Source organism: Streptococcus oralis subsp. dentisani, assembly GCF_002096615.1.
Taxonomy (GTDB): Bacteria; Bacillota; Bacilli; order Lactobacillales; family Streptococcaceae; genus Streptococcus; species Streptococcus oralis_U.
In genome coordinates this window covers 18581-32190 of record NZ_NCUX01000027.1, presented here as the reverse complement: position 1 = coordinate 32190, position 13610 = coordinate 18581, and the positions used below count along the sequence as shown (strand labels likewise).

The window sequence follows — 13610 nt, the reverse complement described above, 5'->3', positions numbered from 1 at the left end:
AACGCCCTCACACAGATTGTTTTCTGTGTGTGGGCTTTTTTCATATCTTGAAACCAATACAGAAAGAGGAAAAATTTATGACAACTAAAGGTTATTTTGGACAATTTGGTGGTAGTTTTGTACCGGAGCCGATTCAGGCTTTGTTGGATGAGTTGGAAGCGACATTTGATAAGTACAAGGATGATCCAGAGTTTTTGGCAGAATTTCGCCATTACTTGAAGGATTATTCTGGTCGTGAAACACCACTCTATTTTGCGGAAAGTTTGACAGAACACTTAGGTGGGGCTAAGATTTACCTCAAGCGCGAAGACCTTAACCACCTTGGTTCTCATAAGCTCAACAACGTTTTAGGACAAATTCTTCTTGCCAAACGTATGGGCAAAAAACGAGTGATCGCAGAAACAGGGGCTGGTCAGCACGGTGTTGCGACTGCAGCTGCGGCGGCTAAGTTTGGTATGGCCTGTGATGTCTACATGGGGGCAGAAGATGTGGAACGCCAACGTCTCAATGTTTTCCGTATGGAGATGATGGGAGCAACTGTGCACGCAGTTGAAACAGGCACTCGTACCCTCAAAGATGCGGTTGATGCAGCCTTTGGAGCATGGATGAATGACCTTGAAGCCTTCTACGTTTTGGGATCTGCTGTAGGTCCTCATCCTTATCCTACCATTGTTCATGAATTCCAAAAGGTCATCAGTGAAGAATCTCGTCGTCAAATCTTGGAAAAAGAAGGCCGTTTACCAGACTACGTCATTGCCTGTGTAGGTGGTGGTTCCAATGCCATCGGTGCTTTTTCACAGTATGTGGCTGATGAAGAAGTTAAATTGGTTGGAGTTGAAGCTGCTGGTCATGGACTTGATACAGACAAGCATGCAGCCACTATGACAAAAGGTAGTGTCGGTATTGTCGACGGGATGAAGACTTATGCAGTATTTAAAGAAGATGGAGAGCTGGCACCAGTTTACTCTATCTCAGCTGGTTTGGACTATCCAGGCGTTGGCCCAGAACACGCCTACTTTAAAGATTCAGGTCGCGTGGAATATGTGGCAGCGACGGATGAAGAAGCTGTTCAAGCCCTGCTCCTTCTCAGCAAGACAGAAGGAATTATCCCAGCGATTGAAAGTTCACACGCTATTGCAGAAGCAGTTAAACGTGCACCGAAACTAAGTAAAGATGAGATTATCATCATCAATGTCTCTGGTCGTGGAGACAAGGACGTAGCTGCGATTGCGGACTACCTAGAAGCAAAGAAATAAACAATACTTCATCTAATCACACAGGAGTAAAAAAGTGATATTATTGATTGATAACTATGATTCCTTTACCTATAATCTGGCTCAGTATATCGGAAATTTTTCTCCTGTTGAGGTGCTGAGGAATGATGATACTCGTCTCTATGAGGTGGCAGAAAAGGCGAAGGCCCTTGTCTTTTCACCTGGACCTGGCTGGCCAGCTGATGCTGGAAAGATGGAAGATATGATTCGAGATTTTGCAGGCCGAAAACCAATTTTAGGGATTTGTCTTGGACATCAGGCTATTGCTGAGGCATTCGGTGGAAAACTCGGCTTAGCACCCAAGGTCATGCACGGTAAACAAAGTCAGCTACAATTTGAAGCTCCATCCATTCTCTATGATGAAATAGAGAACAAATGTTCAGTCATGCGTTACCATAGTCTTATGGTAGAGGAATTACCCGAAGATTTTGAAGTTACAGCTCGTTCGACAGATGATCAAGTCATAATGGGCTTCCAACACAAGACTTTGCCCATCTACGGTTTCCAGTATCATCCAGAAAGTATTGGTACGCCAGATGGTTTGTCCACTATTCGAAATTTTATTGAGAAAGTAATTTAACTGGAAAATTTCACTTAATTGAAAAGCTCTCCATAAAAGAGAGCAGTATTATCAGAGAATTACTAGCTTACCAAAAATAATTACACAAGCAGCAAGCAAGAGGAAAGGCACAAAAGGAAGTCTTTCCTTTTTCTTTTGGAGGAGAAAGGCCAGAATCCCCGTCGCAGAAGCAAACTGAATCAAGATGAGCAACTCTGTCGCACTAAAGACGAGCGCACAGGAAGCTAAAAAGAGAAAATCCCCTGCTCCTATGCGGATGTCAATAAAATGGGTCAAAATTCCGAGAACAAGGAAGAAGACCATGACCAGATTCCAGCCAGAGCAGGTCATTAGGAGTAGATGAAAGACAATCCAGACCAGTAAAGGATATTCCTGATGGCGAAAGTCGTAGATGCCCAAGGTCAAGCCAGTAGTTATCAGGATGACTTGACCCAAGGAAAGAAAGCCCCAAGACCAAGACAGAAAGAGGAATCCCAAGCCCAATTCAAATAAGGCATACCAGACTGGATAAGGAGCCTTACAGTAGCGACAGCGAAAGCGATTAAAGACCTGCGAGAGGATAGGAATCAAATCTAACGGACGCAAGCGAGTCTGACAGGAATCGCAGTGACTGGCTGGACTGATAACGGATTGCTCTGGAAAACGGTCAATGACCAAACCGAGAAAGGAAGCGAGAATGCTCCCGACAAGAAAAAAATAAAGATCAATCATACTTATCTATTCGTAAAAAATAGGAGAAGTAGTATAATGGAGAAACACAGATAAGATGGTGAGGAAAAAAGATGACAATTCGTTTTGAAGAAAATGTGAGTACAGAAAACGCTCAATTCGTATGCCAATGGTCCAACTCCCTCGGCAAATCCTTTCAAGAACAATGGATGGGAACAATGATTCCTTTTCCCTTGACAATTCAAGTCTTGCAAGATTTGGAAGGAATCTTTTCAATCTTTGATGGACAAGAGTTTGTGGGGCTTATCCAGAAAATCAGGCTAGAAGACAGAAATCTTCATATCGGGAGATTTTTTATCAACCCCCAGAAACAGGGGCAAGGCTTAGGTAGCCAGGCTTTAAGGAAATTTGTTAGTTTGGCCTTTGAAAATGAAGACATAGATACTATTTCTCTAAATGTCTACGAGGCAAATCAAAGAGCCAAGCACCTCTATCAAAAAGAAGGATTTGAAATCGTTCAGATGGTTGAAGAACCTATACGAAAATACGTTATGAAAAAGGGGAGATAAAAAGCAAAAAAGCCTTGGAACTCAAGGCTTTTTCCTGTTGTATTTAGATGCCCCCTGCATGAATTTGTAAGAACTTTTCATATTGAAAATAAACAAAAATGTTGAAATATAGCTGATTTTAGGGAAATACTTTTAGGTGTTTTCAATGTCAGGATTTAAAAATGGGGCAAAAGTGGGGCAAAAACGAATGACTCGTATTTTGTTTGAAAACCTATAATACCTAATGATTATGCTATTCTAGATATATAGTTTTGTTATAAATAAATGTCAGTGCGAGATCAAATTGGAGGATAAAATGGAAAAACAAATTAATGAAAATAAAGCCTTGGTTCCCAAAGCTTTTTTATGTTATAAACTCATTAAAAGAACCCCCAGTTAGATTTGGAATATTTTTTATTCTGTGTCACATAAAAATAAATAAAATGAATGGCTATAGCTAGAGCTAAAATGGTTGTTATACTCACTACTATTATAGGATTAGAAGCAAAGATTAAAGAGAGAATCAAGGCAGCCAGATAGAGTGTCGCTTGGACACAGTAGTAACTTTTCGAATAGAGAAGATAGTGTTTGTTATAGGGCCCATTTACTAGGACAGCAGCTTGAAAGAGGCCAAATCCGATATAAGAGAAGCTGGTTGCAAAGAGAAGATTAGCTTCAGGATTCAGAAGAAAACTCATCGAAACGGTCATCATAATAAGTCCAATGAAAATAGGATAGTGACTGTAAATTAGAAATAGTCCCTTTTGATTAGATTTTTCATCAATAGCATGGTCGAATTGACCAAAATAAAACAAGAACAGAGAAATCATAATAATGAAATAAAGAACCGAATAAATCGAGAAATTCTCGATTGTAAAGAAGTTAGCTAGCTCCATAATCATCTCTCCAAACGTAATAATGACAAGAAGGGAGATGCGCTCGATTAAATGGGGGAGATTTACCTGGTAATGCTTATCTTTACTAAGCAAGATAATTGGCATAATAAATGTTAGCAGAATACTAGCAAATAAGACAGAGACTCCAACGTAAATAGGAAGAAGAGCTGCTAGATAGACTCCTAAACTTCCTAGACCTGTTATCCATAGAAAACCTTTGATACTTTCCCGATTAACATCATCGGTTGATTTTCTAAAAAATTCAACCAAATATTGTAAAAATAAGGTAAAGGTTAATGTACCAACAGCCCAACAAAGATAATGAAAATATTGTTGCCAATCAGGTCCAATCATATTGGCTATAAAGAGTAAAAGTCCCATTTTGATAAACATGATTACCATGTTAAATAAAGAGTTCTTTCCATAGCGATTGGTATAAATGGTTTGAATCATCCATGAATCAGTGAGAACCAAGACAGCCATGAAAAAATCAAGGAAAGAATTCCAAGTCAAAATACCGTTATGAAGATGCTCAATTAAAGTAGTTACTTTTGAAATTGCAAAAACAAAAACTAGGTCATAAAAAAGTTCTGAAAATTCTACACGTTTATGTTTAATAAGAGTTGTCATCTTAAGACCTTTCTATTTTAGAAGTACAATTTATTATAACAGAAAATGGTAATGAGAGAAAAGGATATGCTTAAATAACTTTATGTGGCGCGAATTGTCAAAACCTTGGAGCACATTTACCTCACGTACCAGCTTACAGGCGGAGTGTTTGACGATTGATAATGAAGTACGTGTATTTTGAGGCAAAAGATTTCGAGACTCCATTACGTAACTCCCATATATAAATAAAAAATGATTGTTTCATTATAGCAAATCTAAAGAAACACGCTAAAAAGCAACCCTGACGAGTTGCTTAAAATCCTATTAAAAATTAACTTTGTCAGGATCATCCTGAGTTTTGATGCCTTGAATCTTATCCAGGACTGCCATATCTTCCTCTGATAAGTCGAAGTCGAAGATATCTAGGTTGCCTTCAATATTTTTAGGTGTTACAGACTTAGGTAGTGGCAAGAAACCTTTTTGAAGGCTCCAACGCAGAGCAACTTGTGCCACAGATTTACCGTTACGTTCAGTCACTGCTTCAACATCTTCATTTCCAAAAATGCTACCTGTACCTAGTGGACTATAGGCTTCAAGAAGGATATCGCGCTCTTGGCAATAGGCAACTAAGTCTTCTTGGTTACAACCTGGAGCCAAGAGGATTTGATTGACATGTGGAACAATTTCAGCTGTTTCAATAAGAGCTTCTAGGTGGTGTTGCATAAAGTTAGACACACCGATAGCACGCACCTTACCTTCTTTGTAGGCTTCTTCCATAGCCTTCCATGCACCCGCATTGCCAGCCTTCCAATCATCATTCTCACGAAGCGCCTTTGGATTAGGCCAATGGATAAGTAAAAGATCCAAATAATCCACACCAAGTCTTTCGAGAGACTCATCGATAGAAGTCTTAGCTAACTCGTAATCATGCTTATCATTCCAAAGTTTGGTAGTTAGGAAAATATCCTCACGTGCCAAATTACTATCAGCAATCGCTTTACCTACAGAAACCTCGTTACCGTAAATTTGTGCGGTATCAATATGTGTGTAACCCGCCTTAAGTGCGAAGCTAACGCTGTTATAGGCTTCTTCGCCTTCGGCAATTTGCCAAGTTCCAAAACCAATTTTAGGAATAGCAACCCCATTTGCAAGTGTATATGTTTCCATGATTTTCACCTTTTCTTTTTTTAATAGTACTATCTTAAAGAAGATAAGGCAAAAATGCAAAGATTTGCTACGGATATTATTATGAATAGTTCCTTACTTCTTTTTCCGCTGTTGGTAACAGCCTTTGGAGATATTATTACTTGGGAAAAGAATGAATTTGTTGGTATTGTAAAATACAATCTTCAAGACTGCGACATTATTATCAAGAGCCTGAAATATTTTATTCAGTATTATAGGAGGTTTAATACCCGTTCTCATAAATTTGTCCCTCCAAAAACAAAACGTCTATTCGGATGGTACCGATAGACGAAGAATGTATTAAGATATTACAAGTCCTAAAAATTGAACAGGAGAAGGCCAATAAAGAGCTAGGAATCAAGAATAGGTATAAAATGATTTTTCAGCATTATGGATATGCCTACGATGTTCCAGATATTGCAACAGTCAATAAAGCTATAAAAGTAATGTTGAAGGAATTGCAAATTTCTCCATTGATTACTACCAAAGGAGCTAGACACACTTATGGTAGTTATCTATGGCACAATAATATTGATTTGGGAGTTATTGCGAAAATTTTAGGACACAAAGATATCTCTATGCTGGTTGAAGTTTATGGTCACACATTGGAGGAAAAAATTAGTGAGGAATTTATGGCTGTGAAAAGTTTGTTGTAAAAACACGGCAAATTGCACGACAATTTTTAAAAGGAAAGCAAAAAAGCCTTGTAAATCAAGGCTTTTTCCTGTTGATTTAGATGCCCCCTACAGGGATTTGGAAAGGACTTTCATATTGAGAGCAATTAAAAATATTGAAATATAAGTGATTTTAGGTATTTTCAATGTCATGATTTAAAAATGGGACAAAAGTGGGGCAAAAACCATACAGATTCTAAACTGTATGGTTCTTTTTTTATCTAACCAAGAAAGGTTAAAACTTATTAAAACAAATGCAATCAACTGTTGAAAACTTTTTAGTCCGTGTAATATAAAAACAAGTAAAAAGTTGAACTATAGGGAATATTGTGTCATAATAGGTAATAGATGAATAATTAATAGATTGGAAATAATGCTTTCTTACCTTAACAAGTTGAATTGGTTATACATTTTTTCGTCGCAATTGTGTCTATCTCTCGAGTTTAGCTAGTTTTTATAAGCTCTGGCTTCTAATCAATATAACAAATTTTAGAAGTGCATAAGACAAGATGGTGACATTACTACAGTCATTTCTAGTCACCATATGTTGCTGGCACAGGCTGTTTGTAGTGTTGGCTATTTACTAGTCAGTTTAATCGGAGTGTTTAATTTTTATTGTTGAAAGGTTTTTATATGGCGAAAATTCTATCTTTAGGTCTGACAGGTAAGAAATTACTTGCTCAGGGGTTCTTGTTTGTTCTGCTAGGTCTCATCTTGATGGTCACGGGGACTTGGTTGCCAGTAAAGGTTATTCGACTGGTTCTGTTTTTAGCTTGGATAGCAACGGTCTTAGATTTAGTATTACGTATTTTCAAAAAAAGTCAGTCAACGGACACCTTGGGAGTTGCACTGGTTAAATTGTTAGTGCTGGGATATTTGCTTGGCTCCAATCTTGCGACGGATGTGCCGATTTATATTTTGGCTCTTGTGATTGGAGTTTATCAGATTTTTCATGCTAGTATTAACCTTGTCACCTATGTTCTCTACCGCAAAAACAAAATTCGACCTCGTTTTCGTCTCTTACTAGATGGACTCGTACTAGTTTTTCTTGGTGGGACTAGTCTTTTGTCCTCTACAGGAAATTCTGTCTTTCAACTCTTTGTATTAGGGGCTTATTTTTTCCTTTATGGTCTGTCCAATATCCGTGACGGTTTCTTATTTGAAGGGGAAATTGGGAAAAACCATCTCAAACGTCGCATTAGAATTAGCTTACCTATTGTCCTAGCCGCTCTCATCCCTGCAAGAACTTTAGCAAAAATTAACAAATTTATGCTGGAAAATGCTGATGAGAGAGAGGATATCCATCTTGGAATGGTGAAGTCTGGTAAGACAGCGGAGCTTGAAATTTTTGTTCATACAGCTGAGACCTCTCTGTTTTCGGCAATTGGTCATGTGGATATCTGCTATCAAGGCCGTGTTATTTCTTATGGCAACTATGATCCGTCTTCTGAGACCTTATTTGGCATGGTAGGAGATGGTGTCTTATATTTCTGTGATCGTGACAAGTACATTGACCTATGTAAACGTGAGAGTCAAAAAACGCTTTTTGGTTATGGGATAGATTTGACGCCTGAAATGGAAAAAGCAGTTCAGAAAAAGTTGGCTGAATTGAAACAACTGACGATTCCATGGGAGCCAAGTGCAGATAAAATCATGACAGGTGATGGTAAGGAAGACTACACCTACGCTTATAAAATCAGACATGAGACAGATGGGGAACTTTATAAATTTATCAAATCTAAGTTTAAATCCTACTTTGTCTTATCTACAAACTGTGTGCTCTTGGCTGATACCATAGTCGGTCAGGCTGGCACCGATATCCTCTCACCCAAAGGATTTATCGCTCCAGGAACTTACCAAGCCTACCTTAATCGAGAGTTTGAAAAACCAAATAGTATAGTCGTATCTAAACATGTTTATTAAGGAGAATTTATGAACTTAGTAAAAAAATACACCCCGTTAATACTTTTTATAGGGCTGGTTGCTCTTGTAATTCTGAATGCATCGAGCTTTATATCAGGAGCAATCTCTCTCTTTGATGTAATATCAACCTTGATTTATGGTGCTGTTATTGCTTTTGTGCTTAATGTTCCTATGAAAAAAATTGAACAGTACTTAGTTAAATTGAAGGTAAAGGCAGAGTTGCGTCGTCCGATTGCCATGGTACTTGTTTTCCTAGCTCTTATCTTAATCGTGATTGCTCTTTTGGTTTTGGTGCTGCCAACCCTAGCCCAGACTATTAGTCAGCTGGGAACAGTCCTTTCAACAGTCCTTACTCAACTTGGGAAATTGCTAGGCAGCTCGGAATTTGTAACCAAAGACATGTTGTCAACTATCGTATCAGGCATACAGGGACAATCTAGTTCTATTAGCCAAGCTTTGATAGGTTTTTTATCAGGTCTGACTAGTAATATCGGCAATATTTTTTCAAGTTTGATGAATGCCTTTTTGATTATAGTCTTCACCTTTTTATTTTTATCCAGTAAGGAACATTTGGCAGCGATGACGAGTCGACTTCTAAAAGTTTTTCTTCCAGAGAAGGTGGTGATAAAGTTGACTTACATTGGACAAGTAGCACTAGAGACTTATGACCAATTTTTGATGAGTCAGCTGATTGAAGCAGTTATCATAGGAGTTATGATAGCGGTTGGTTACAGCGTGTTTGGGATACCCTATGGAGTAATGACAGGTATCTTTGCAGGAGTGCTATCGTTCATTCCTTATGTAGGGCCTATGATTGCTTGTGTTGTGGGAGCGATTTTTATCTTCACAGTGAGTCCTACTCAAGCCTTACTTTCTCTTCTTCTATATCAAGTTATACAGCTGATTGAAGGAAACCTTATTTATCCTAGAGTTGTAGGTCAGTCTATTGGTTTGCCAGCTATTTTCACGCTTGCGGCTGCTAGTATTGGAGGCAATCTCTTTGGCTTACTTGGGATGATATTCTTTACACCGATATTTGCTGTTATCTATCGATTGGTTAAGGAATTTGTCGTTGCAAAGGAAAATCAGGTAGATTAAGAAAAACTAAATTTAATAAGATATACTGAGAAGAGAGTGAGAGATTCTCTTCTCTTTTATTTTTAAATACTTTTCTACAAAAAGCTATTAGACGTTAAAAAAAGCCTTGGTTTCAAGGCTTATTTCTGTTGATTTAGATGCCCCCTGCAGGGCTCGAACCTGCGCCCCATAGCTTAAGAGTCTACTGCTCTACCAACTGAGCTAAGGAAGCAACAGAAAAAGCTGAGAATGTAACTTCCCAGCTTTTTTAATATGCCCAAAATGGCAGCTAGATTATTTACGAAAGGCATCAAGGATATAGGTGAAACCAACAATTAAAAATGCAAAGGCAACGACATAAACGACAAAGACACTTGTAGCTACTGGATTGAACAAAATCACTAGACCTAGTAAAAATGCAAGCAACGCTATCCACATGATATGGTTGCCAATAATAGGGAAAATCAATCCCAAACGATTGCCTTTAAAGAAAACTATAATGGCTTCTACAATTAACCAAATTCCTAAAATAGTTGGAATGACAACTGGCAGCGTCACAAAGCCATAGGCAACGAGGTAAAGAGCTAAGAGAAGATTAACAATCCCTTGGAAAAGATGAGCTGGTGAGCGAAGCTCTTTTGGTACAGAGAAATAGCCTAAAATAGCTGCTATAGAAGAAACCAGTAAACCAAATGCAATCCACCAGCTGTAAGCAACAAGATTAGCTACTGGGTTTGTAAATAGGAAAAGTCCTAAAAGGACAAAAACAACTCCTGCAAGGAATAGCAGTAAACGATTAGAAAATTTCATTTCAATACCCCCTATATAGTATAGTATAGTATAGTTTGATAATAAAAATATTATACACCTTTTTAGAGGAAATGTCAATAAACAAAATGGAAAATTTGGAAGTTTCAGTCTGATTTATGAAAAGAAAATCAGTTTTTATTATTTTGAAAATAAAAAGAGAAGATAAAATTTGTCTTCTCTACATGAAAATATTGTATGGCATCAAAGCAAAAGTAACTGGCTTTACACTATTTGTTAAGATGTAATTTGATTCAAAAAGAAAAGATAGATTTAAAATGTGGGACAAATGATGGGGTAAATCAGTTATAGACAAGCAAAAAAAGCCTTGATTTACAAGGCTTTTTCCTGTTGTATTTAGATGCCCCCTACAGGGATCGAACCTGTGACCCACGGATTAAGAGTCCGCTGCTCTGCCAGCTGAGCTAAGGAGGCAAAGAAAAAAGCTGTATTGGTGCCGAAACTTCACGGTTTGTATTGAACCCGCGCAATTAAGCAGGTGGGCAACTCGCTCTAACTGAAGCTGTTTCCGTGTGAGACGGCCTACATGCTGTTAGAAGACTTTTGTTTCCCTAATAATACAAAAAATAGTCGGTCAACACTTAAGTGTGAAGTCGTACACCACAGCGTTTCTATGTTTATATGATACCACTTTTTCAAAAAAAATCAAGAGGTAAGTGCAATTTTTTGAAAAGGATTTCAGATTTTTCGTAAACGGTCGATGGCTTCCTTTCTTTGAGCCAAAGCCCGTTCATATTTACCAGTATCTTCTGCTTGGAAATAGTGATGATTGCGAATTTTTTCTGGCAGATAGTCTTGCTTGACCCAATTTCCAGGATAGTTGTGTGGATAGAGATAGTCTTGGGCATTCCCCAGTTCCTTGCTTCCACTGTAGTGCCCATCACGCAGGTGTCGCGGAATAGGCAAGTGCCCTGATGTTTTGAGGTCAGCAAGTGCCTTGTCCATAGCCACGTATGCTGAGTTGGATTTTGGAGAAAGGGCCAAATCAATGACGACATTGGCAATGAGAATGCGGGCTTCTGGGAAACCAATCTTTTGAGCAGCATCCAGAGCAGTCACGGTATGAATCTGGGCTTCAGGGTTGGCCAAACCGATATCTTCATAGGCGATAACGGTCAAGCGACGAGCGAGACTCGGCAGATCCCCAGCCTCAATCAAGCGGGCAGCATAGTGAAGACTGGCATCGACATCCGAACCACGGATGGATTTTTGCAGGGCTGAGAGGACATCATAGTGTCCATCCCCATCTTTGTCCATAGTAATATAACTCCGCTGCAGGCTATTTTCCATGATATCAAGAGTGATATGGCGTATACCCTTGTCATTCTCAGGGGTAGAGAGAACAGCCAAATCTAGTGAATTAAAGGCAGAACGGAGGTCACCATTAGTAGAGGTTGTGATAAAATCCAGAGCGTCCTCATCTAGCTCAACTGGAAAGTCAAAACCCCGTTCAGGGTCAGATATAGCGATTTGAATGGCTTCTTTAACATCTTGATTGGACAAGGGTTCCAACTCAAAAATTTGAACACGGCTACGAATGGCAGGAGTGACAGAGAAGAAAGGATTTTCAGTCGTAGCGCCAATCATGATAACCAGACCACTTTCCAAGAGAGGCAAGAGGAAGTCTTGCTTGGTTTTATCTAGTCTATGAATCTCGTCTAGTAATAGGACGAGACCACCAGAGAATTTAGCCTCTTCCGCAATTTCTTGCAGTCGCTTTTTACTATCAACTGTCGCATTGAAAGTTCGAAAGGCATACTTGGTCGTTCCTGCGATGGCAGAGGCAATACTGGTTTTGCCGATTCCCGGAGGGCCATAGAGAATCATGGAGGACAGGCGATTGGCTTCCACCATGCGGCGGATAATTTTTCCAGGTCCGACCAGATGCTCCTGACCGATGACCTGGTCGATGGTTTTAGGGCGCATGCGAAGCGCGAGATTGTCTGGCATAGCAGTCCTTTCTAACATGGATTTTCTGATGTATATGTGGTAAGATGGTAGTATCTATTTTAGCATATTTCCGAGCAATCGGGGCGATTAAAGAGTCGCATAGAAAGAGGACAAAATGGCAACATATGGATTTTTAGATGTTTTAGAGGAAGAATTGGACAAGAACTTTCCATTTGACTATGAGATTAGTTGGGACAAGCGCAATCATGCGGTTGAAGTGAGTTTTCTCTTGGAAGCGCAAAATGCTGCTGGGGTAGAGATGGTGGATGAGGATGGAGAAGTTTCGTCAGATGATATTCTTTTTGAGGAAGCGGTGCTTTTTTACAATCCTGCCAAGTCAACCGTCAATGAAGAAGGCTATTTAACGGTCATCCCTTATCTGCCTAAAAAAGGATTTTCTCGCGAGTTTTTGGCTTATTTTGCACTATTCCTCAAAGATACTGCCGAGGTTGGGCTGGATGCGCTCATGGACTTTTTGGAAGATCCAGAAGCAGAAGAATTTGTCATGGAATGGAACCAAGAAGTCTTTGAAGAAGGGAAAGCAGGCTTGGAAGAAGGAGAGTTTTATCCTTATCCGAGATACTAGGAGTCTGATATGGAAATAGAAATTTCTGATTTTACTGGTTGCAAAATTGCCCTCTTTTGTGGTGATAAGCTCCTGACTATCTTACGTGATGACAAATCAAACATTCCCTACCCTAATACCTGGGAATTGCCAGGTGGCGGACGAGAGGGTGATGAAAGTCCTTTTGAGTGCGCGGCGCGTGAAGTTTATGAAGAACTGGGAATTCATTTGATTGAAGAGTGTCTGCTTTGGAGTAAGGTTTACCCAAGTATGCTTTTTGAGGGGAAGGAGTCAGTCTTTCTAGTTGGCAAGTTAAGGCAGGAACAGTTTGATAGTATCGTCTTTGGCGATGAGGGACAGGGATATAAACTGATGAGTATTGAGGAGTTTCTTAGCTCAGATAAGGTTGTCCCCCAGTTGCAGGACAGAGTGAGGGATTATTTGGAGGAAGTAAAATGATTTTTGCAATTGCAACAACGACACTAAATAAGGAAGTTAAACGCAAACTAAAAGCTGGACAATACTCTAGGGAAGAAGCTACATTCATTTATATAGAATATTTAAAGTTAAAAAAACAAAGGGAAAGTGGTACGAAAGTAGCTGGGATTTCTATGGCTGTTATTTGGGTATTAATGCTTGTTATACCCTTACTGAGTGATAGAGGTCTTGTACTGCCTCTTTCAGTATATTTTTTATTTTTGATACTGTTTGCAGGAATTGTTCTATTTGTTTATTATCTTATGTTTGGTATTTTTAAACAGCAGATTCATAACGCAATGAAAGAACACTACACGGATGTGATTGAAGAATTTGAGGGTCAGTAAAACAGCGT

The 13610-nt window shown here is 39.1% G+C and carries 13 protein-coding genes, 2 tRNA genes, 2 pseudogenes and 1 other annotated feature (1 of these 18 cut by a window edge); of the genes and pseudogenes, 10 read left to right on the top strand and 7 right to left on the bottom strand.

Going from position 1 to position 13610, the window contains the following annotated elements; all coding sequences use genetic code 11:
* Positions 1-12: a binding site (T-box leader), on the top strand; it begins 218 nt to the left of the window's first position.
* 65 nt (positions 13-77) lie between these two features.
* On the top strand, positions 78-1256 hold the full coding sequence (gene trpB / locus B7708_RS01520; protein WP_084973247.1) for a tryptophan synthase subunit beta: 1179 nt from the start codon (positions 78-80) through the stop codon (positions 1254-1256).
* A 34-nt stretch (positions 1257-1290) separates the two neighbouring features.
* A complete protein-coding gene (locus B7708_RS01515) occupies positions 1291-1854 on the top strand; it encodes an aminodeoxychorismate/anthranilate synthase component II (RefSeq protein ID WP_084973245.1) in 564 nt (187 codons plus the stop codon).
* Positions 1855-1905: 51 nt separating this feature from the next.
* Here the strand turns inward: B7708_RS01515 and B7708_RS01510 are convergent, their stop codons facing one another.
* Positions 1906-2565 (bottom strand): prepilin peptidase, encoded by a 660-nt coding sequence (locus B7708_RS01510; protein ID WP_084973243.1) that lies wholly within the window; start codon positions 2563-2565, stop codon positions 1906-1908.
* A 71-nt stretch (positions 2566-2636) separates the two neighbouring features.
* Between B7708_RS01510 and B7708_RS01505 the strand changes: the two genes are divergently transcribed.
* Complete coding sequence (locus B7708_RS01505) at positions 2637-3092, top strand: GNAT family N-acetyltransferase (protein WP_084973241.1); 456 nt, start codon at positions 2637-2639, stop codon at positions 3090-3092.
* A 359-nt stretch (positions 3093-3451) separates the two neighbouring features.
* On the opposite strand, the gene B7708_RS01500 is transcribed toward B7708_RS01505, so the two are convergent.
* Positions 3452-4597: a low temperature requirement protein A gene (locus B7708_RS01500; RefSeq protein ID WP_084973239.1), complete on the bottom strand. Its 1146-nt coding sequence runs from the start codon at positions 4595-4597 to the stop codon at positions 3452-3454.
* A 303-nt stretch (positions 4598-4900) separates the two neighbouring features.
* Positions 4901-5743 (bottom strand): aldo/keto reductase, encoded by an 843-nt coding sequence (locus tag B7708_RS01495; RefSeq protein ID WP_007521108.1) that lies wholly within the window; start codon positions 5741-5743, stop codon positions 4901-4903.
* Positions 5744-5797: 54 nt separating this feature from the next.
* On the opposite strand from B7708_RS01495, the pseudogene B7708_RS10230 reads away from it, so the two are divergent.
* The 4 genes and pseudogenes from B7708_RS10230 to B7708_RS01480 all read left to right on the top strand — a co-directional run.
* A pseudogene (locus B7708_RS10230) lies at positions 5798-5974 on the top strand (T6SS immunity protein Tdi1 domain-containing protein); the annotation flags it as partial.
* Positions 5966-6417, top strand: a pseudogene (locus B7708_RS01490) (tyrosine-type recombinase/integrase); the annotation flags it as partial. The pseudogenes B7708_RS10230 and B7708_RS01490, both read left to right, overlap by 9 nt.
* Positions 6418-7068: 651 nt before the next feature.
* The gene (locus B7708_RS01485) at positions 7069-8358 is read left to right on the top strand and encodes a hypothetical protein (RefSeq protein WP_084973237.1); all 1290 of its coding nucleotides are present in this window, start codon (positions 7069-7071) and stop codon (positions 8356-8358) included.
* Between the two features lie 9 nt (positions 8359-8367).
* A complete protein-coding gene (locus B7708_RS01480; protein ID WP_049551477.1) occupies positions 8368-9456 on the top strand; it encodes an AI-2E family transporter in 1089 nt (362 codons plus the stop codon).
* A gap of 138 nt (positions 9457-9594) precedes the next feature.
* Here B7708_RS01480 and B7708_RS01475 read toward each other — a convergent pair.
* The 4 genes from B7708_RS01475 to B7708_RS01460 form a co-directional block, all read right to left on the bottom strand.
* Positions 9595-9667: transfer RNA gene (locus B7708_RS01475), tRNA-Lys, on the bottom strand.
* A 62-nt stretch (positions 9668-9729) separates the two neighbouring features.
* Complete coding sequence (locus B7708_RS01470; protein ID WP_000672740.1) at positions 9730-10245, bottom strand: DUF308 domain-containing protein; 516 nt, start codon at positions 10243-10245, stop codon at positions 9730-9732.
* 359 nt (positions 10246-10604) lie between these two features.
* Positions 10605-10677: transfer RNA gene (locus tag B7708_RS01465), tRNA-Lys, on the bottom strand.
* A gap of 264 nt (positions 10678-10941) precedes the next feature.
* Positions 10942-12213: a replication-associated recombination protein A gene (locus B7708_RS01460; RefSeq protein WP_084973236.1), complete on the bottom strand. Its 1272-nt coding sequence runs from the start codon at positions 12211-12213 to the stop codon at positions 10942-10944.
* 115 nt (positions 12214-12328) lie between these two features.
* Between B7708_RS01460 and B7708_RS01455 the strand changes: the two genes are divergently transcribed.
* From B7708_RS01455 to B7708_RS01445, 3 genes are read left to right on the top strand one after another with little or no spacing between them, the layout of a single operon-like run.
* On the top strand, positions 12329-12799 hold the full coding sequence (locus B7708_RS01455) for a DUF3013 family protein (RefSeq protein WP_084973234.1): 471 nt from the start codon (positions 12329-12331) through the stop codon (positions 12797-12799).
* Between the two features lie 9 nt (positions 12800-12808).
* Entirely contained in the window at positions 12809-13237 is a 429-nt protein-coding gene (locus B7708_RS01450; RefSeq protein ID WP_084973231.1) for an NUDIX hydrolase, read from the top strand.
* A complete protein-coding gene (locus B7708_RS01445) occupies positions 13234-13602 on the top strand; it encodes a hypothetical protein (protein WP_084973229.1) in 369 nt (122 codons plus the stop codon). The genes B7708_RS01450 and B7708_RS01445 overlap by 4 nt, the downstream gene beginning before the upstream one ends.
* Positions 13603-13610: the final 8 nt, after the last annotated feature.